The sequence below is a fragment of the Serratia sp. L9 genome (genome assembly GCF_050632285.1).
Classification (GTDB): Bacteria; Pseudomonadota; Gammaproteobacteria; order Enterobacterales; family Enterobacteriaceae; genus Chania.
Genome location: NZ_CP192591.1, coordinates 3,245,718 through 3,264,156, shown reverse-complemented (window position 1 = coordinate 3,264,156; position 18,439 = coordinate 3,245,718). Strand labels below are relative to the sequence as shown.

Below are 18,439 nucleotides of genomic sequence, written 5' to 3'. Positions count from 1 at the left end.
TCCAGATTAAGTAATTTTTCACGATTAGCTTTATTATCCCATATTTAAAGTTTAAATTTAATTTAAACTAAGAGAGATCGCATCTTCTGAAGGAAAGTGTCGCAATGAACAAAAAAGTCATCACCGGCGTGGTGATCGTTGCCCTGATCGCCGTTGCCATTGCGGTCTGGTGGTATGGTCGAGGCGACGAAGACAAAAACCAACTTATCCTGCACGGCAACGTTGATATCCGCCAGGTCTCGCTGGCTTTTGAGGAGAGCGGCAGGATCCAGAGCCTGATGGTGGAAGAAGGCGACCAGGTTCATGCGGGCCAGGTGCTTGCCAGGCTTGATACCCAAGCGCTGGAAATTCAGAAAAGCCAGGCGCAAGCTCGGTTGGATGCGCAAAAGCAAACCGTCCTTGAACAACAGGCAGGTGCCCGCCCTGAAGAAATAGCCCAGGCAAAGGCGCAGTTGGCATCCGCTCAGGCTCAATGGGTGAGAGCTCAGGAAGATATCAGCCGTGTACAGCGTATCGCTACCAGTACCGGGGGCAAAGGCATCAGTAGGCAGGAACTTGATGTTGCCCAAAGTAACCTGCGTATCGCACAAGCCAGCGTCAGAGAACGCCAGGCAAACCTTGCATTGATGGAAAAAGGCGTCCGTTCAGAACAGCGCGCAGCCACCACCGCTCAGGTTCGGGCCTTACAGGCAGATTTAGAACTGTTGCAATATCGGATTTCTCAGGCCGAACTCCGCGCCCCGGTTGATGCTGTCGTCAGATCGCGTCTTCAGGAGCCGGGCGATATGACCAGCGCTCAGAAAGCGGTTTACACCTTAGCGCTCAGCGAACCGAAATGGGTGCGCGTATGGGTCGCCGAAAGCGATTTGGGCCGCGTTAAATCAGGCATGCCCGCCAGTATCCTCACCGACGCCTTCCCAGACAAAGCGGTCACAGGCCAGGTGGGCTATATCTCATCGGTTGCCGAATTCACGCCAAAATCCGTCCAGACCGAAGAGCTCAGAACCCATCTGGTCTATGAGGTCCGGATAGTGGTAAGCGATGCGGAAAATGTCTTGCGCATGGGCCAGCCTGCCACCGTCAGAATACACACGGCGTCAGAAAATGGCGGCAACGACAATGCCCGCTAATCAGGACGTTGTCATCGCCCACGACCTTGTTCGGGTGTTTCCTGGCGCAACCCAATCCGCCCGGGAAGTCCGGGCACTGGATGGCTTGACGCTGAATATCCACGCGGGTGAACTGACTGCACTGGTTGGCCCGGATGGAGCCGGGAAAACCACTTTCCAGCGGCTGATTGCCGGGCTTTATGCCCCCTCATCCGGTAGCCTCAGCGTGCTGGGCACCGATGTCAGTGCCGACCCGCAATCGGTACAGAACCGTATCAGTTATATGCCGCAACGCTTTGGGCTGTATGAAGATTTGAGCGTTCAGGAGAATCTCGATCTCTATGCCGATCTGCATGGTGTATCACAGCAGGTGCGCCAAGAACGTTTTGACCGGCTCTTGACTATCACCGATCTCACCCGTTTCACCACCCGTCCGGCAGGTAAACTTTCTGGCGGGATGAAGCAGAAACTTGGCCTGGCCTGCACGCTCGTGCGCTCCCCTGAATTGCTTTTGCTTGATGAACCCAGCGTCGGCGTTGACCCGTTATCACGGCGCGATCTGTGGGAAATCATCGAGCAACTGGTGCAGGATGAAAAGCTGAGCGTCATTATCAGCACGGCCTATATGGATGAAGCCGCGCGTTGTGCGCAGGTTTATGTGATGTATCAAGGCCAGATTCTGGCGCAGGGAACACCGGATTCATTAAGGCAGAAAGCCGACGGGCTGACCTGGCAGGCAATGCCTCCCGAAGGGATCAAAGCCCGAAGCTTACAGGCCAGATTGCTGGAAAACCGCCGACAGATCACTGACGCAGTCCCCAAAGGGGATGCGGTGCGCTTTATCTGTCAGCCTGGTGCCGGCAACCCCTTCCCGGCGAAATTGGCGCCACGCCAAGGGAGGCGGAACTTGAAGATGGCTTTATGGTGTTACTGCATCAGGCTCAGCACCTGGATGAAAAGGCCACTTCGCAACCGGTAAAAGCGGAGATGGTCGCTAATCAGGAGCAAAATAGCCAGGACGATAATCCGGTGATTATTGTCCAGGATCTGGTGAGGAAGTTTGGCGATTTCACCGCCGTGGCCAACACCTCATTTGAGGTCAAACGGGGCGAAATCTTTGGACTGTTAGGCCCAAATGGCGCGGGGAAAACCACCACTTTTCGGATGCTCTGTGGTCTGCTACCCGCCACCAGCGGCCACCTTGAAGTTGCGGGGCTTAATCTGCGCACCGCGCGGGCCAAAGCCCGTGCGCGCATTGGTTACGTCTCACAGAAATTTGCCCTATACGGCAATCTTACCGTGCGGGAGAACCTGACGTTTTTTGGCGGTGCTTATGGGCTTTACGGTAAAAAACTGGCAACGCAGATAGAGGCATCTCTTGCCCAGTTTATGCTTGATGCCGACGCCATCAGCGGTGAGCTGCCTGGCGGGTTTAAACAACGATTGTCGATGGCCGCCGCCCTGATGCACGAACCGGAAATTGTCTTCCTGGATGAACCCACCAGCGGCATCGACCCACTGGCCCGCCGTGCTTTCTGGTACACCATCGGTGAACTGGCCAACAAAGGTATCACGGTTATCGTCACCACACATTTTATGGAGGAAGCCGAGTATTGCGATCGGATAGCCATTCAGGATGCCGGTAAAATGTTGGCGCTAGGCACACCGCGCGAAGTACGCCAATTAGCCGGCCTTGAACATGCGGCAGACATGAACACCGCGTTTATCGCCATCGTCGAGCAAGCCCGCGCCCAAGCGCAGCACAAAGAGGTGCGGTCATGAGCCACTCACCGTTTTTCAGTCGGCTGGCCTCACTGACCCGCAAGGAGACACGGCAGCTTATACGCGATAAAAGCAATCTCGCAGTTGGGCTGTTGCTGCCGATAGTGCTGATCCTGCTGTTTGGTTACGGGCTCTCTTTTGATCTGACAAACGCCCGGGTGGCAGTGGTTCAAGAGCAACATACGGCGCAAAGCCATCAGGTGATCACCGCCTTGCAGGGCAGCCGCTACCTGTCTGTACAGCAATACCCTACTCTGGCTGCCGCACAGGATGCGCTACGCCGTGCTCAGACAGATGCCATTTTGCGTATCCCTTCCGATTTTGCCCAGCGTCATGCCGCAGGTGATGGAAAATTACAATTGTTGGTAAATGGTGCATCGACCAGCGTGGCATCAGCCGCGTTAGGCTATGTCTCCGGTGCTCTGGCGACCCAGGCGGCCATCGTTGCCGATCGGGGTGGCGGTTCTGCCACGATGGGCACGGTCACCATTGAACAACGGATGTGGTTTAACGAATCTGGCAACAGCACCTGGTTTATTGTTCCCGGCTTGGTGGTGCTGATCCTGACGCTGATTGGCGCTTTCCTGACCGGGTTGCTGATAGCTCGCGAACGTGAACGTGGCACCCTTGAAGCGCTGTTTGTCACGCCGGTGCGCCCGCTTGAACTGGTGCTGGCTAAACTCGCGCCTTACATGGTGCTCGGTGCGGTGGATCTGGTTGTTTGCCTGCTGGCCGCGCACTTCCTGTTTGAAGTGCCGATACGCGGCTCGTTATCCGCCATCATTATCTCTTCCCTGCTTTACCTTCTGGTTTCTCTGGGGCTGGGGCTGACCATTTCCGGCTTTGCACCCAGCCAATTTCTGGCCAGCCAGATAGCGCTGATTGCCAGCTTTATGCCTGCGATGATGCTATCTGGCTTTGTCTTTGATATCCGCAATCTGCCGGTAGCCATTCAGGTCATCAGCCAGATATTGCCCGCCACGCACTTTATGTCACTGATCAAAACACTGTTCCTCGGCGGTGATGACTGGCCTCTGTTTTTGAAGGAGTGCGGGATTTTGGCACTTTACGCGCTGGTGTTGATTAATGCCTCGCGAATTTCCTTGCGTAAGCGACTGAGATAACCCCCGATGACAATCTTCACCCTCTGGCTGCGCCATATCCGCTTTCTTATTCATAAGGAAATACTGGCTATCCTGAAAGAGCCTGCCAACCGGGTTATTCTTTTTGCCCCGGCCTTTTTGCAGGCCGTGCTGTTTGGCTATGCTGCTACCTATGATGTCAACCATGTCGACTACGCCGTGCTGGACCAGAGCAGAAGCCAGGCGTCCACCGAACTGCTGGTGCATCTTGATGGCACTGGCGTTTTTAACCGCACGGCGACGCTCACCTCTGCTTCACAGATTAAAGACGTAGTGATGGCTGGCGATGCGTTGCTGGTACTGACGTTCCCTTCTGATTTCGAAAGCAAGCTCAACCAGGGCCTGCCTTCCCCGCTCCAAGTGATCCTGGATGGCCGCAACTCTTCCACCGCAGGCGCGGCGGCAAGCTATATCAGCGCGGTGGTCGGCGATTTTAATCAACGGAAAATGAATAACCGCTCGGTAATTTCTCTCGAAACCCGCGCCTGGTACAACCCGAATCTGGAATCCCGCTGGGGCCTGATGCCAACGCTTATTGCAGCGCTCAGTATGATGCAAACCCTGCTTCTTTCTGCCCTGTCCGTCGCCCGTGAAAGAGAACAAGGCACCTTTGATCAACTGCTGGTGACGCCGTTTACACCGATGCAGTTACTGATTGGCAAAGCGCTGCCTTCGGTGCTGGTTGGTCTGGTTCAATCCACCATCATTCTGCTGATCATTTTATTCTGGTTCCAGATCCCGATGAACGGCTCGATTGCCCTGCTCTACGTCGGCTTGTTCAGTTTTAACATTGCCGCCGTTGGGCTTGGGCTGTCTATCTCGGCGATTTCTATCAATATGCAGCAGGCCATGCTCTATACCTTTTTATTGATGATGCCGCTGATGCTGCTTTCCGGGATGCTGACGCCGGTACAAACCATGCCCGCCATCCTTGACGCCCTAACCTATGCCAACCCGCTGCGCTTTGCCATCGATCTGGTCAGGCGCGTTTATCTCGAAGGGGCCGGGATAGCAGACATTGCATTTAATTTCATTCCCATGTTGGTTATGGCGGTGATTACGCTCCCGCTGGCGGCATGGCTTTTTCGTAACCGGCTGTACTGACACAGGTATTCACATGAAGCGCCGTAACTCTTTTCTTGCAGACAAGACATTGCCTGGTCTGGTGACATTACTTGCAGTGGCCGTGCTGAGCGGCTGTACCCTCGGGCCCGATTATAAAAAAGCACCGGTCGATTCTCCTGCAGACTGGACAACCTGGCGCAGCGGTGATGCCGCCCTTCATACCCTCCAGGGGTCTGGTGCCATGCCGGATGCGCAGTGGTGGAAACGCTATAATGACCCGGTACTTGACGATCTTGTCGCACGGGCCTTGATCGCCAGCCCGGATATCAACACGGCGGCCCTGCGTTTTTCCAGCGCCAAAGCGCAATACCGCATTACCGCATCACAGCAAGCTCCGGAGATAAGTGCTACCGGCAAAGTCAACCGCGAGCAGCTCAGTGAAAACAGCCCTTCTACTCGCGCACTCAAGGAAGTTATCCCTGAGCCAGACCACCTGATAGATTTAATGACAGAACCTTATACCTGGTATCAGGCCGGGTTGAATTTTTCCTGGGAAATTGACCTCTGGGGCCACGTAAGACGTGCCGTTGAGGCCTCTGACGCCGACGTGTCCTCACAACAGGCGATGTTAGAGCTTGCCAGGCTCAGTATCGTCGGCGATGTGGTGAATAATTACTACAACCTGAGAGGCGTTCAGCAGCAAATCGCCCTGGCGAAAGAGGATGTACTGGCGATGGGTGAACGTCTGTCGCTGATTAAGGCCCGCACCGAAGGCGGTGCGCTGAATTATGCCGACCTTGAAAGGCAGCAAAGCGAGTTGGCGGCAACCAGAGCCAACCTGATTGAACTTCAGGCACAGGAAGGGGTGGCCATCAACCAGTTGCTGCTGTTGCTGGGTGAACATCCTGGTGCTTTATCGCAGGAGCTGCAATTTAAACCCGGCTCGTTAAATGAAAATGCCCTGCCACCTCTGCAATTGGGTATTCCTTCTGAAGTCGCTCTTTTACGCCCGGATATTCGTGCCGCTGAGGCCAGATTGCATGCCGCTACGGCAAGAATTGGCGTGGCGGAAGCAGAGCTTTATCCCAGCATAACTCTTGGCGCACGGATGGGTTTTGACTCCTACAGTGAAAGCAACTTTGCCGAATGGGGAAGCCGCAGTTGGTCAGTCGGACCGAGTTTAAATCTGCCATTGTTTGACCATGGCCGCCGCAAAGCCACGGTGGTCCTGCGTGAAACCGAACAACAGCAGGCGGCCGTAGATTTCCAAAAAACGGTGCTTAAGGCCTGGCAGGAGATCGATGATGCGCTCAGCCGATATAGCTCAGCGCAGCAGAAACTCAAGGAGCAGCAACAACGAGAAGCCAGTGCGAAACAGGCCTTGGCGCTGCTCCAAGCGCGTTATGACGGGGGATTGACCAGTTTTATTGATGTGCTCGACAGCCAGCGCAGCTATATCCAATCACGCCAGGCGTTGGCAATGAGCCAGCGAGATGTGCTGATAGCCTGGGCGGCGGTGAACCGCTCGGTGGGTAATTACCCGCGTTAAAGCGCCTTGCGCAGGGTGATGTTGATCCGCTTTGAACCCACGAGCGAATGATAACCCTCTTTCACCGGCATAATGCCGTGAAAACACAGGCGTGACGGGCCGCCCCAAACCACTACGTCGCCGTGGGCCAGCGGAATACGCCGCGTTCTGTCACTGCGTTGCAGGCCGCCAAACTGAAAGATGGCCGGCAGCCCCAGCGACACAGAAACGATCGGCGCAGAAAAGTCGTGCTCGTCTTTGTCCTGATGCAAGGAGAGTTTGCTACCGGGATCGTAGCGGTTGATCAGGCAAGAATCCGGCACGTAGTGGCCGAACCCGGCATGCATGGCGGCTTCGGCCGCCAGCGCCATCAGGATACCCGGAATGGCTGGCCAGCTCTTGCCACTGCCGGGATCACGCTGCGAATAGCGGTAGCCGTTGCTATCGCTGTTCCAGCCATTGCCGCACCAACTCATCGCCACCGACATGGTAAAACCGCCCGGTGTGGTCATATGCCGCCATGGCACCTGCGCCACCACGCCGTTGACCGCTGCCAGCAACTCCGGCCCGTGGTCGCGGACAAAACCATGTAACACTACCGCGCCCGGTGCAATTTCTTCACGCCACGGCGGCGGCAGCGCATCCTCAAACAGATCGATTGTCATCACTCAAGCCTGTATAAATACACAGTTATCATTCTAACCGCTTGGCGGCGCTTGTCCAGCTCGCCGCAGGCCATTGTTGTTACCGCTAAATTTCACTACAGTAGCCGCAGATAACCCATCTGTGACCAGGATCGTCTGTGTTCAAAGGCATCATACTTTCGATCATCGCCTCCTTTTTATTTGGCGCGATGTATTACTACACCTCTATGCTTAGCCCGCTCAATGGGGAAGAGATCTATGGTTGGCGCACCCTGCTAACGCTGCCATTCCTGACGCTGTTCATGTTGTTTTCTGGCGATTGGGCGCGGGTGAAGGAGATGCTGCACTGGCTCAGACAGCGCCCGCAGCGGGTGCTGTTTTTACTGCTGACCACCTCGATACTTGGCGTGCAGCTATGGCTGTTCCTGTGGGCACCGTTGCACGGCATGGCATTGGAAGTCTCGCTCGGCTATTTCCTGCTGCCGCTAACCCTGGTGCTGGCAGGTCGGGTGTTTTTTCGCGATCGTTTGTCCGTACTGCAAAAGCTGGCGGCGCTATGTGCGCTGGTTGGCGTTGCCAACGAGCTGTATCAGGTCGGCGGGGTTTCCTGGTCAACGCTGGTGGTCGCCATTGGCTATCCGATTTATTTTATTCTGCGTCGCCGTCTGGGAACCGACAATTTAGGCGGGTTGTGGTGTGAGTTGACCTTGATGCTGCCGGTCGCCGCACTGTTTGCCCTTGGTGGCGCTGAGCCCCTGGCTGCGCTGAGCGCCAAGCCGCTGCTCTATCTGCAAATCCCCCTGTTGGGCATTATCAGCGCGCTGGCGTTGGTGTGTTATATCCTTGCCAGCCGTTTGCTCCCCTTCAGCCTGTTTGGTCTGCTGAGCTATGTGGAACCGGTATTATTGGTGATCGTGGCGCTGCTGTTGGGGGAAACCATCAGCCAGCAGGAATGGCTGACCTATCTCCCCATTTGGCTGGCAGTGCTGCTGCTGATGCTGGAGGGAGCACGCCATCTGTTACGTAGAAAAAGGGTTTAAGCCATTAATTTAAAGATAGATTAATGTTGTGACGGCGTCACCTTGTTGCCAGAAGCGCCCACTAAAACGACGGCCTGCGTGGCAAAGTGGCGTCAACGTTTTCTGTAACTCCAACTCAAAAGTGCCCGCTTGGCTATCCAACGCTACTGTCCGCGCATCCAGGAAATCAAAATAGCAACGAACCTGCGGATACAGTGCCTTGAACAGGCTTTCCTTGGCGGAAAACACCCGTGTCAGCAGCAGATTAAAAGGTTGAGACTGTTGGCGTAACCAAAGGCATTCGGCCTCGCCGACGATACCGCTCCACAGTTCTTCCGCACGCTTGGGCGGCATAATGGTTTCCACATCAATACCCACGCCGCCTTCCCCGTGGCTGTTTTGGGCGGCACACAGCGCGGTGTCAATATTGTGGCTGATCGAACCCGTTATGGGCTGCGGCCAGATTGGCGCACGGTTCTCCCCTCGCTCCAGGGTGAAATTTGCATGTCCCAGTTGGGCCAGCACCTGCTGTGCCAGATAGCGTCCGGCCAGGTATTCGGCCCGGCGTTTTGCTACCGCATTGATTAAATATTCCGGAAAGTGGATACCGTTATCCGCGAACAGATCGTCGCGATAGCTTGCCAACGAAAAATGGCATCGGGCAATCAGACCAGGGAAGCCGCCTACCAGCAGAAATTCAACGTTGTTAATAAAAGCAGGGTGCACGTTTTGTCCAGAATAAAGAAACAGATAGCGCAGTATATAACTTTGGCGGGTGTAGAGGCACACATAGCGTGCCTCTACAGTTTTGCTGTTACAGAATATCTTTCATGGTTTTTTCAAAATCGCTCCAGGCACAGAAACCCTCTTTATCTACCGGGCAACCTTCCAGCGCCAGAGTGACACGCTGCGGCGGGTTCTGCAGCGTCAGCGGTTCTGCATTACGCAACTGGTCGGTAGATTGATAGACATACTCAATCTTCAGCAGATCGCGATCGCCCTTGCTGTCATGCCAGCGTTGGAACACCAGTTTGCCGCCGATTGGGGTTTTCTCGTACTGCTTGGGCAGCGCATAAGGTTTGAATTTCATCGCCGAAAGCAGTGAGGCAATGTTGGAATCATGGCCGACCAGCACGGTCAGTTTGCGTGTATCGGCCTTGTTGTCGCTAATCAGCGCCGAGTTGATGTAAGTCAGCAGCGGTTTGGCTACGTTTTGTGCCACGACCGATGAAGTGAACAGCGAATCCTGATAGCCATCTTTCAGCTTGGCCAACTGCTGCCACTGGTGCGGCGTCACAATCTTGCCCCAGGCCACGTCTTTCATCGGGAAGCCTTCGTAATATTGCAGCATGAAGGCATCCACCAGCGAGTTACCCACCTTCAGCGGGCCAGACACTCCTGGTTCTTTGCCCGGCACCGCGCTCATCTTGCTGGGTTCGGCGGTCAGATCGCACTGTTTATCTGTCTTGCAGGCGGCGGAGTCTTTGTAATCGATGATCTGGGCCAGCTGTTTGTAAGATGGGTCCAGCTTCAACGAGGCCAGTTCGGCATTCATCGCGCTCAAGGCCTGCTGATTAAAGGCTTCGCTGTTGTCGGTGATAATCGGGTTGAAGGTGGGGTCCATCTCGCCCATCTTCTCTTGATGATGAACGCTGATATCACAGCCAGGGAAAGCACCGTTGGTGAAGAACTGGGCGGTAGCCACGGTACGCTGCAAGCTGTTGGCATACACGTAGACACTGTCATTGGCCGGGCAACCTTCCTGCGGCAATATCCCCGCCTGCTTGAGCCACGCATTGAAATAATGGCCCATATACACTTCCAGCACGCCGCCCTTGGTGGTCAGCAGCCCGCCGGGTGTGTCCCACTGCGGCCAGGCCTGCGGCGTGGACTGTGCCAGCACGCTACCGTTGTTGGCCAATGGCGCACGCAGGTTATGGCGGCTCATGACCAGCACCTGCTCCAGTTGATAACCTTCGTTCTCGGCAAAAGCGGCACCGCTAAACAGCAGTGGCAAGCAAAGTAGTAATGTTTTTTTCTCATCCGCAGAGGCTCCGTGATTATATCCGTCGTCTTGCAAGCTGCAGCGCTGTTGCCAGCGCTATAACGTGAAATCCATCGGGTATATGATAATTTTGAACAGCTTAACGTTGGTTAAGTATGATGGCGGCGTTAGACATGAAAGTATGTGAGGAATGTCACGCAGAGGGAGTGCAACAGCGGCCATCCGAAAATGGCCGCCGGTTAAATCAATACCACAGGCTGAGAATTGGCCAACCGATCAACAGCAGCGCGGCGATATACACCACGCCGAGGATCCCGCCAAGCCGCCAGTAGTCTTTGGACTTCACATAACCGCAGCCATAAATGATCACGCCAGGGCCGGTCGCATACGGTGTCAGAACCCCCATGATACCGATAGACAGCACCAGCAGGATGGAGAGGTGCTCCATCGGTACGCCCGGCAAACCTTTGCCTACCGCCAGGATCATCGGCAGCATGGTGGCGGTATGTGCCGACAGGCTGGCAAACAGATAGTGCGCATAATAGAACACCAACACCAGCATGATCACCGTCATTTTCGGTGAAAAACCGTCCAGATGGGTGCTCATTGTGGTGGCGAACCAATCGATAAAGCCGGAACGGGTCAGGCCGCTGGCCATCACCACCAGCGTTGCCAGGTTGACCAGAGTGTTCCAGGCGCTGGAATATTTGGTGATATCTTTCCAACTGACTACGTGTAACGCCAGCATCAGGGATACCGCCAGCAGACACACCGCCGTTGCATCCAGCAGATGACCACCAAATACCCATAACCCCAGGCTGAGCAGCACCAGGCCAATCAGGGTATATTCTTTACGGGTCAGGCTGCCCATTTCATCCAGAGCCGTATTCGCCCAACTAGCCACTTCATTGCTGTGGGTCACGCCCGGTTTATACAGATAGTAGGAGATCAAAGGCGCAACGATTAACAGCAGCAGACCTACCGGCAGGAAGGCCAGGAACCATTGCATCCAACTGATATTTATCCCGGCAATTTTGTTGACGAACTCAATGCCTAATACGTTCGGCGCAGCGCCGGTTACAAACATTGAGGAGCTGATACTGGTGCCGACCACCATCATCCACATCAGATAACCGCCAATGCGGCGCGAAGACGGATCGTTGGGGAAAGAGTCAAACAGCGGCGGCAGGTTCCTCACCACAGGGAATACCGTGCCCCCGGTACGTGCGGTATTGGACGGAGTAAACGGCGCCAGCAGAATATCGATGATCACGACCGCATAGCCGAGCGTCAGGGTACGTTTGCCCATAAACTTCACCAGGAACAGCGCGATGCGCCGCCCCAAGCCGGTGGCTTCATAACCCAGCGCAAAGATAAAGGCACCGAATACCAGCCAGACGGTGGTACTGGAGAACCCGGCCAGCCCCCATTTAAGTGCCTCTTTACCGGCCTTGAAGCCCGGTTCGGCCAACTCCTGGGCGCCAAACAATACCCAGTTGGAACTGAGCACGCTGACGGTAACGGCGATAAAACTGATCGCCGTCGCCGGGATCGGCTCCAGGATCATACCGACGATCATCGCCACGAAAATGGCAAAGTAACGCCAGGCTTGCGGCGGCATGCCCTCCGGCGTGGGAATCATTAACAGGACGGCAAGCACCACTAGCGGCGCGATCGCTTTCCAGATTTTCTCTTTGGTTTCAGACATTGGCACTACTCCTGAAGGCTTCGTTAATTTTTTAATGACCCAACTGCGCCAGCAGCCAGGTGACTATCAATAGATCGGCACTGCCGCCGGGGCTCAGGTTGCGGGCGATGCAGGCGACATCAAACTGCCGCAGACGCGCCAACCCTTGTGGCACTCCCGCACCGCCCAGCACCAACAGTTGCCGGGCATAGTGCTGCAGCCAGCGCAGGCCACTGATGCCGCCGCGCGAGGCGACGTTGGTATCGTCGTTATGCGCCATAAGCCACAGCAGGCTGTCCATCAGCGCGACTTGTTCCCCCTCTCCACTGGCAATCCTTTGGCGATAGAGCGGTAACGCCCCGTTAATCACCCGCTGGAAGCCCGATTCGGCCTCGCCACGAGCGCCACTGAGACCAAATTCAGCGAACAGCCGTTGCCCGGCGGTCTGCCCTGCATTGTTCTGTTGCAGTTCACGGCTGACTAACCCGCTGCACATCCGGGCCACTTCCCGGCACATGCCTGGCGCATCAATTGGCCGCTGCTGTTGCTGTAAGCGGCCAAAAGCGCTGCACAGCAACCCCAGGGAAAACACGCTGCCTTTATGGGTGTTGATGCCGCCGGTAGCGCGGAACATCTGTTGCTCGCAGGCAATACCGAGCGGGCGCAGACGGGAAAGCTGCTGCTCCGCAGGCATCGCGGCATCAGCCTCGCCCTGGCGGATAAAATGCGGCAACCACAGGCCAATGGCCCGGGAGCTGCGGTAGAAATGGCTGAGATTCATATCGCGGTGTGCGCCGTTGTTATCGCGATCGACCAGGCCCGGTTTCGGGGTCAGGTTGACCTCCACCAGCAACGCCCGGAAGGCATTGCGGGCAAAACGCTGGCTGGCCGAAGGGGCAGTGGCTGCCGGTGGCCGTTCAGGATGGGAGCGCATCATCGAGCATCCTTGCCATAACGTTGAGTAACTGTTCCGTACTGTGGCTACGCTGGCGGGCGCAGACTTTGGCTGGCTGGCCGCACAGCAGACAACTGCGCTCCGGCAAACCCAGCTCCCGCCGCGTCAGGATTTGCCCTTGCGGAGTCAGTACGTCGATATCCCACAGGCGGCCAATCGGCTGCTGCAATTCCAACTGGATGGCCGCGTCTTTCACCCACCGGGCATCGGCCTGCAACGCCAGATAGCCTTCGCAACCGGTGGGTAACGCCAGCGCTTCGCTCTGCAGACAGGGCCAGCCTCGCTGGCGATACATCTGCTGCAAGGCCTGCCATCCCAGGTTGAAAATCTGCCGCGTCATCGGGCTGTCTTTCACCGCTCCCGGTACCACCAGCGTCAACACCAGCAGCGTTGTGGAATGGCGAACCAGCCACGCCTGTTGCCGTGCCTGCCGGCATTCACGGCTGGAAAGCAGTTCCGGCAAACTGATGGCGCGGCTGGCAGCCAATTCGGGGGCAATGTGTGGCATGGCGTTACTCCGCGACCTGATGCACGACGTCAATCACCGAGCCGTCGCGATAGCGCACCACGGCCACCACGTTGTCGGTAAAGGCGATCGGCTGGGGCTCACCGGTCAACAACAGGGCACGCTCACGCAACCATTGAATGCTGACCACCTCCAGCCCGGCATCCCGCAGGCGCTGCGCCAGCTCTGGGCGCGCAGGGTTGACGGCGATGCCGTGGTCGGTAACCAGAATGTCGATGCTGGATCCTGGCGTAACACAAGTGGTGACCTGCCCCACCAGCGTAGGTATGCGCCCACGCACCAACGGAGCAACGATAATCGCCAGCCGCGCCGCCGCCGCGGTATCGCAGTGGCCGCCAGAAGCGCCACGGATCACCCCGTCGGAGCCGGTCAGCACGTTGACGTTAAAGCCGGTGTCAATTTCCAGAGCGCTCAATACCACTACGTCCAGGCGATCGACCGAAGCCCCTTTGGAGCTGAAGTTGGCATATTGGTTGGCGCTGATTTCAATATGATTGGGGTTGCGCGCCAACGACATCGCCGCAGCACGGTCAAAGCTCTGCACGTCCAACAGCTTGCCGATCAGCCCTTTCTCATGCAGTTCCACCATAGTTGAGGTGATCCCACCAAGGGCAAAACCGGCGCGCACGCCACGGGCCCGCATTTTGTCCTCCAGGAAGCGGGTGACCGCCAGAGAAGCGCCGCCGGTGCCGGTTTGAAGAGAAAACCCCTCGACAAAGTAGCCAGAGTCAACAATCACTTCGGCGGCACGGCGGGCAATCAGTAATTCACGTGGGTTTGAGGTCATGCGCGTGGCATCGGCACCGATCTTGTCTGCATCCCCTACCCGCTCCAGCTGTACGATCAGATCAACCTGATCCTGTGCCAGGCTGGCAGGATGATGGGGATAAGGCACCACGGCTTCGGTCAGCAGCACCACGCTGCGGGCCGCTGCGGCATCCACCTTGGCATAGCCGAGCGATCCACAGCAGGCATCCCCCATATAGCCATTGGCATTACCGAACTCGTCGCAGGTAGGCACCCCAAGAAAGGCAACGTCGATCTGCAGTTCACCAGATTCGATCAGATTAACGCGCCCACCGTGTGAATGAACCTGCACCGGCTCTTTCAACAAGCCACGAGAAATGGCATCAGCCAGTGGCCCACGCAAGCCAGAGGTATAAATGCGGCTTACCACGCCGTGGCGGATATGACCGACAAGCGGCGCATGGCAATCGGTCAACGAACTTGAGGCCAGCGTCAGGTTACGGAACCCCATTGAGGCCAGCACGTCCATCACCTGATTGAGTGTCAGATCGCCGCCACGGAAAGCATGGTGGAAAGAAATGGTCATCCCGTCCTGCAGGCCACTGCGGCGGATCGCCTCTTCCAGCGAGTCACAGCGTTTGATATCGCGCGGCTTACGCGCCTGCTGATTGGCCTTGGAGGCTTCCTGATAAAGCCGCACATCGGCGTGATTGTTCAAGGTCATCAGGCGTTGTTGGCGTTTCATTATGCTTCCTCGCTGTGGTGTGGTTCTTCGCGCACGCCGGAAAGCGCGGCACGTTGCAGTACCAGACGAGCCCGCTCGATCACCGGGCTGTCTACCATCTTGCCGTTCAGCGAGACCACGCCACGCCCCTCTTTTTCTGCCGCTTCTGCGGCATCCACCACCCGCTGCGCATGCGCCACTTCTTTCGCCGTTGGCGCATACAGGTTGTGTAGCAATTCAATCTGGCGCGGATTAATCAGGGATTTACCGTCGAAGCCCAGTTGCTTGATCAGCGCCGCTTCCTGCAGGAAACCGGCTTCGTTATTGGCGTCGGAATAGACGGTATCAAACGCCTGGATCCCAGCGGCGCGGGCCGCCTGCAGCAACGAACAACGGGCAAACAGCAGTTCGATGCCTTCCGGCGAGCGCTCGGTACGCAGGTTGCGCACATAGTCTTCTGCCCCCAGGGCGATGCCAATTAAACGTGGTGAAGCATGGGCAATCGCTACCGCGTTGGTGATGCCCTGTGCTGATTCGATCGCTGCCAGCAGGCCTGTGGTGCCTACCGGGCGGCCACAGGCACGTTCGATGGCGGTGATTTCGGTTTCCATATCCACCACGTCCTGCGCGCTGTCGGTTTTCGGCAAACGGACGATATCCGCGCCGCCGCGCACCACCGCCTGCAAATCCGCCAGACCATATGCAGAATCCAGCGCGTTGACGCGCACAATGGTTTCCACTTCCTGATACAGCGGGTGCTGCAGCGCATGGAATACCAAGCGGCGGGCGGCGTCTTTCTCACGCAGGATCACCGAGTCTTCCAAATCGAACATCAAGGCATCCGCCCGGTAGATAAAGGCGTTGCTGACCATGGCAGCATTGGCTCCGGGCACGAACAGCATGCTGCGGCGCATACGGTATTTATTCAGCGTTTTCACGACGATCCTCCCATGGCAGCGTGGCGGTTTCACTGGCACGCATCAGCGCGGTTTCCAGCCGGGCACGCAAGACACAATCCAACGCGCCTTTATCGTCGACAATCACTTGCACTGGCGGCACCTGGTAGTGCTGCAATACCTGCAACAGGGTGTGGCGGATGGCTTCGCCGAACTGTTTTTCCACGCTGCTGGCAATCAGCAGATCGTGTTCCGGGCCTTCTGCTGGCGCGATACGCACCATGACATCGCTGGATTCCAGCGTGCCGGCCATTACTTCTCGGAGTATTTTCATCATTCACCTGACTGTGCGGACTCAAATTCTTGCGTTGCCAACTTAGGCCGACGCTGTGCCTGCAGATCCTGCAGGTAGTACAAAGTATCTTTGGGTACCAAAGGGGCGGCGGCGTGGAAGTCACCTGCCGCCAGCAGCTTGCGGACCCAGGAGGCGGAAATCGCCGTGCCCTGATACTGCAGGCGTTCAATCTCCACCAGTTCGATCGCTGGGCTTGGCAGCGCAGGGGTTTCCAGCCAATAACGCATATCGCGGTTATATTTCGCCGTTACGGCACAGAAGGGTTCGTTGCCGACAAATCTGTGGGTGATCCCCAGTGCGGGTGCCAGATACTGGCGGAAGATTTTCAGATCGATTTCGGTGTAGCAATCGTCGGCAATGCCTTGTTCTTTAATGAAATAGCAAGGGAAAGTGGCGCGGGAGATCACGTATTGCGACCCTTCATGCACCGTCAGATTGGCGATCCCCTCCGTTCCCTTCACCACCAGATTGCGGCGATCTTCATACGGGAAGCGGGACGTGTTTTCTTTCACCAGGAACAGATGCAGCCAGTCGCAGCGGGCAGCGGCTTCGCGTACCAGATACTGATGGCCACGGGTAAACGGGTTGGCGTTCATCACGATGCTGCCAATGGCGTGGCCGGGCTGGCGTAAATCCGCCAACTGCGCGGCATAGCGCTTCAGGCGGCACGGGCTGTTTTCCATCAGCACCACAATGCCCGGCACGCTGGCAATGGGGTAAAAACCACATTGGCGGAACAGTGCCTCGTTCTGCACTTTGGTATAAATAAACAGCTCGGTATGATGGCGCTCATAGGCCAGATTCACCAATTCCGTCGCTAACGACAGAGCCAGCCCTTCACCTCTCATTTGTGGGCTGATTGCCACACATTTGATAATATTTTCAGCAATACCTCCGCAGGCAACTAATTGTTCGCCTTGCGTAACAGTAATAAAAACCTCGACCGTGGTGTCAATATTCAAATCATTACTTCGTAAGAAAGCATTAATTGCCGCTATATTTTTATGATCCGATCTTTTCACCCGGTTAAATACGGTATCGCCAAACATGTCAGTCTCTCTGAAATAACCTGTTAATAACAATTAAAATACAAACACCCAATAAAATTAACATCAGAACGAGTAGATAAAATCTTAAAAACCATAGCGTTGAGATGGCAAATAACAATAAAGGAGTATTTAATGGCGCCATGGTAGACAGAAAGAAAGCGTGGATTATTGACCTATTTCACAAACTGTCCGCAGTAAATAAGTTGTTTAATGGTTTTTATTTACTTAATTATTTTTATAGTTTTTATTGCCGTCATAGGGTTTAATTAAATACACAGCTCGACTACATTTAATTAGCATCATAATTAATTAAGCAGCAGGGAGTGAGAATGGAATGGCTAAATATCCTGGTGGTTGAAGATGAAACCCCACTGGCAGAAATGCATGCAGAATTTATTAAACAGAATGGCGGCTGCCGACAGATTTGGCTGGCGGGTACCCTGGCGCAGGCGCGCATGATGACCGAACGCTTCAAGCCCGATCTGATCCTGCTGGATAATTTCTTGCCGGACGGCCAGGGCATTGAACTGCTGCGCGAACTGACGCTCCAGGGTTTTGGCGGTGGCATCGTGTTTATTACCGCCGCCAGCGATATGGAAACCGTGGCCGAGGCGCTGCGCTATGGAGTCTTCGACTATTTGATCAAACCCCTGGCCTACGATCGGCTGGCGCAAACCCTGCTGCGCTTCAGCCAGCGGCGCGAAGCGCTGAAAGACAAAGCCCGGGTCAACCAGCGCCGCATCGACGAAATGTTCAATACTTATGCCCGCGGTGGCGATCAAACCGCCCTGCCCACCGGGATTGATGAACTGACGCTGATGAAGATCCTAGCCCTGTTTGAAGACGTAGAGATTCGCCATACGGCAGAGAGCGTGGCGAAGGAAATTGGCCTTAGCCGCACCACCGCCCGGCGCTACCTGGAGTTTTTTGCCGCCAACGATCGGCTGATTGCGGAAATCATCTACGGCAAGGTCGGCAGGCCACAGCGCACCTATCGCTCTGCTGGCAGCGGCTGATGTTAGCGCTTTAGGGCCCGCTTTGTCCCTTCACTTTCCCCAACCCTCTCCCCGAAAGAGAGGGCGCGAGGAAAGTGTTGCGGCCAGGCTTGGCGTTCCACTCCCTGCGGGACAGGGTGAGAACAGCCACCACCGCAGACCATTTTCATGCCAATCTGTTAACTCTCTTCCATTTTGCAGCGCAACAGTT

Annotated in this window: 18 protein-coding genes; 8 read left to right on the top strand and 10 right to left on the bottom strand. The window is 55.9% G+C overall.

The window, feature by feature from the left end; translation table 11 throughout:
* The first annotated feature begins 104 nt into the window (after window positions 1–104).
* From ACQ86O_RS15370 to ACQ86O_RS15345, 6 genes are read left to right on the top strand one after another with little or no spacing between them, the layout of a single operon-like run.
* Window positions 105–1,130, top strand: coding sequence for an HlyD family efflux transporter periplasmic adaptor subunit (locus ACQ86O_RS15370; protein ID WP_431221839.1), 1,026 nt, complete (start codon window positions 105–107; stop codon window positions 1,128–1,130).
* Window positions 1,105–2,088: an ABC transporter ATP-binding protein gene (locus ACQ86O_RS15365; RefSeq protein WP_431221838.1), complete on the top strand. Its 984-nt coding sequence runs from the start codon at window positions 1,105–1,107 to the stop codon at window positions 2,086–2,088. Before ACQ86O_RS15370 ends, ACQ86O_RS15365 begins: the two co-directional genes overlap by 26 nt.
* Window positions 2,031–2,891 carry an ABC transporter ATP-binding protein gene (locus tag ACQ86O_RS15360; protein ID WP_431221837.1) on the top strand — a complete coding sequence of 287 codons (861 nt, stop codon included), beginning with the start codon at window positions 2,031–2,033 and terminating at the stop codon, window positions 2,889–2,891. Before ACQ86O_RS15365 ends, ACQ86O_RS15360 begins: the two co-directional genes overlap by 58 nt.
* The gene (locus ACQ86O_RS15355; protein ID WP_431221836.1) at window positions 2,888–4,015 is read left to right on the top strand and encodes an ABC transporter permease; all 1,128 of its coding nucleotides are present in this window, start codon (window positions 2,888–2,890) and stop codon (window positions 4,013–4,015) included. The genes ACQ86O_RS15360 and ACQ86O_RS15355 overlap by 4 nt, the downstream gene beginning before the upstream one ends.
* A 6-nt stretch (window positions 4,016–4,021) precedes the next feature.
* On the top strand, window positions 4,022–5,137 hold the full coding sequence (locus ACQ86O_RS15350) for an ABC transporter permease (RefSeq protein WP_431221835.1): 1,116 nt from the start codon (window positions 4,022–4,024) through the stop codon (window positions 5,135–5,137).
* Window positions 5,138–5,150: 13 nt separating this feature from the next.
* On the top strand, window positions 5,151–6,647 hold the full coding sequence (locus ACQ86O_RS15345) for an efflux transporter outer membrane subunit (protein WP_431221834.1): 1,497 nt from the start codon (window positions 5,151–5,153) through the stop codon (window positions 6,645–6,647).
* Here ACQ86O_RS15345 and alkB read toward each other — a convergent pair.
* Entirely contained in the window at window positions 6,644–7,291 is a 648-nt protein-coding gene (gene alkB, locus ACQ86O_RS15340; protein WP_431221833.1) for a DNA oxidative demethylase AlkB, read from the bottom strand. The genes ACQ86O_RS15345 and alkB overlap by 4 nt on opposite strands.
* Window positions 7,292–7,428: 137 nt before the next feature.
* Here alkB and rarD point away from each other — a divergent pair, with 137 nt between their 5' ends.
* Window positions 7,429–8,310 (top strand): EamA family transporter RarD, encoded by an 882-nt coding sequence (gene rarD / locus ACQ86O_RS15335; protein WP_431221832.1) that lies wholly within the window; start codon window positions 7,429–7,431, stop codon window positions 8,308–8,310.
* A gap of 9 nt (window positions 8,311–8,319) precedes the next feature.
* Here rarD and ACQ86O_RS15330 read toward each other — a convergent pair whose 3' ends face one another.
* The 9 genes from ACQ86O_RS15330 to citC all read right to left on the bottom strand — a co-directional run bounded on the left by ACQ86O_RS15330 (window position 8,320) and on the right by citC (window position 17,233).
* Entirely contained in the window at window positions 8,320–9,015 is a 696-nt protein-coding gene (locus tag ACQ86O_RS15330; protein ID WP_431221831.1) for a 4'-phosphopantetheinyl transferase family protein, read from the bottom strand.
* An 88-nt stretch (window positions 9,016–9,103) separates the two neighbouring features.
* Window positions 9,104–10,306: a bifunctional glucose-1-phosphatase/inositol phosphatase gene (gene agp, locus ACQ86O_RS15325; RefSeq protein WP_431221830.1), complete on the bottom strand. Its 1,203-nt coding sequence runs from the start codon at window positions 10,304–10,306 to the stop codon at window positions 9,104–9,106.
* Between the two features lie 232 nt (window positions 10,307–10,538).
* Entirely contained in the window at window positions 10,539–12,002 is a 1,464-nt protein-coding gene (locus tag ACQ86O_RS15320; protein ID WP_431221829.1) for an anion permease, read from the bottom strand.
* Window positions 12,003–12,033: 31 nt separating this feature from the next.
* Window positions 12,034–12,915, bottom strand: a complete 882-nt coding sequence (gene citG / locus ACQ86O_RS15315; RefSeq protein WP_431225741.1) for a triphosphoribosyl-dephospho-CoA synthase CitG — start codon at window positions 12,913–12,915, stop codon at window positions 12,034–12,036.
* Window positions 12,899–13,444, bottom strand: coding sequence for a citrate lyase holo-[acyl-carrier protein] synthase (gene citX, locus ACQ86O_RS15310; protein WP_431221828.1), 546 nt, complete (start codon window positions 13,442–13,444; stop codon window positions 12,899–12,901). Before citX ends, citG begins: the two co-directional genes overlap by 17 nt.
* A gap of 4 nt (window positions 13,445–13,448) precedes the next feature.
* The gene (gene citF, locus ACQ86O_RS15305) at window positions 13,449–14,954 is read right to left on the bottom strand and encodes a citrate lyase subunit alpha (protein WP_431221827.1); all 1,506 of its coding nucleotides are present in this window, start codon (window positions 14,952–14,954) and stop codon (window positions 13,449–13,451) included.
* Window positions 14,954–15,847: a citrate (pro-3S)-lyase subunit beta gene (gene citE / locus ACQ86O_RS15300; protein WP_431225740.1), complete on the bottom strand. Its 894-nt coding sequence runs from the start codon at window positions 15,845–15,847 to the stop codon at window positions 14,954–14,956. The genes citF and citE overlap by 1 nt, the downstream gene beginning before the upstream one ends.
* 7 nt (window positions 15,848–15,854) lie before the next feature.
* Complete coding sequence (gene citD, locus ACQ86O_RS15295) at window positions 15,855–16,163, bottom strand: citrate lyase acyl carrier protein (RefSeq protein WP_431225739.1); 309 nt, start codon at window positions 16,161–16,163, stop codon at window positions 15,855–15,857.
* The gene (gene citC / locus ACQ86O_RS15290) at window positions 16,163–17,233 is read right to left on the bottom strand and encodes a [citrate (pro-3S)-lyase] ligase (RefSeq protein ID WP_431221826.1); all 1,071 of its coding nucleotides are present in this window, start codon (window positions 17,231–17,233) and stop codon (window positions 16,163–16,165) included. The genes citD and citC overlap by 1 nt, the downstream gene beginning before the upstream one ends.
* A gap of 329 nt (window positions 17,234–17,562) precedes the next feature.
* Between citC and dpiA the strand changes: the two genes are divergently transcribed.
* A complete protein-coding gene (dpiA, locus tag ACQ86O_RS15285) occupies window positions 17,563–18,249 on the top strand; it encodes a two-component response regulator DpiA (RefSeq protein ID WP_431221825.1) in 687 nt (228 codons plus the stop codon).
* Window positions 18,250–18,439: the final 190 nt, after the last annotated feature.